Source organism: Pseudonocardia pini, assembly GCF_013870575.1.
In the GTDB taxonomy this organism is placed as follows: domain Bacteria; phylum Actinomycetota; class Actinomycetes; order Mycobacteriales; family Pseudonocardiaceae; genus Pseudonocardia; species Pseudonocardia pini.
The window spans coordinates 1-1,094 of sequence record NZ_JACBXB010001200.1; the positions used below are offsets into that span (position 1 = coordinate 1).

Here is a 1,094-nt window from a genome sequence, read left to right on the forward strand (position 1 = left end):
CGACGCCATCACGCTGCCCCGGTTCCGGGCCGCCGACCTCAAGGGAGGGTCGCCGCGGAGCTGGGTGGCACGGCCCGCACCGTGGACGTCACCGACCCGGAGGCGGTGCAGGCGCTGGTCGCCGCGGCCGAGGAGATCGGCCCGCTGCGCACCGTGCTGCTCAACGCCGGCATGACCTCGGGCCAGTCCGGCGTCGAGGACCTCGACCTGGCGGGGTACCGGGCGATCATGGGGGTGAACGTCGACCACGTGGTGTTCGGCGTGGTCGCCGCCGTCCCCGCGTTGCGACGGGCGGGGGGCGGCCGGATCGTCGCGACGGCGTCGCTGGCGGGCCTGGTCGCCATGCCCGGCGACGCCCTCTACACGGCCTCGAAGCACGCCGTCGTCGGCTACGTGCGGTCCGCGGCACCCACGCTGGCCGCGAGCGGGATCACGGTCAACGCGGTGTGCCCCGGCTTCGCCGACACCCCGCTGATCGCCCGCGCCAAGGCGCAGTTCGGCGACTTCCCGCTGCTCACGGCCGAGAACGTCGCCGACGCGATCGAGGCGATCCTCGAGCGCGGCGAGCCGGGGGAGTGCTGGTTCGTCCAACCCGGCCGCGAGCCCAGCCCCTACGGCTTCCGCGGCGTCCCCGGCCCGAAGGGCGCAGGCACCCCGCCGCCGGTCACCTGGGAGACCGGCTCGAGATAAGCGTCAGTGCTGTTCCGACCATGATCGAACAGCACTGACGTTCATCTCGGCACGGGGGTGGGGAGGACGCTGCGGACGTAGGCCAGGCTCTCGGTGAGGACCTGGGCCGCCGGGCGGGTGTCCCCGAACTGGTGGGACTCGTGCTCCACGGTGACCGGACCGGTGAAGCCCTGCTCGGCCAGTCCCGCGAGCAGCGCCGCGAAGTCGACGTCGCCGGTGCCGAGCACGCCGAACACGAAGTCCTCCGGGGTGCCGGAGCCGTCCTTCACCGCCACGTTGGTGACCCGGGCGCCCAGGCGTGCGACGGCGTCGGCGAGGTCGTGCGTGGTCACGACCAGGTGCGAGGCGTCGAGGCTCAGCCCCAGACCGGGCACGGCGTCGAGGACCGCGAGCGCGTCGTCCGT

At 73.9% G+C, this 1,094-nt stretch carries 2 protein-coding genes; one reads left to right on the forward strand and one right to left on the reverse strand.

What is annotated here, in order from left to right:
* A partial coding sequence (locus H5J29_RS33820; RefSeq protein WP_181784926.1) for an SDR family oxidoreductase occupies positions 1-690 on the forward strand: 690 nt, incomplete at its 5' end.
* A 41-nt stretch (positions 691-731) separates the two neighbouring features.
* Here H5J29_RS33820 and H5J29_RS33825 read toward each other — a convergent pair.
* Positions 732-1,094 (reverse strand): sugar phosphate isomerase/epimerase family protein (locus H5J29_RS33825; protein WP_181784927.1); only part of this gene is annotated, 363 nt, incomplete at its 5' end.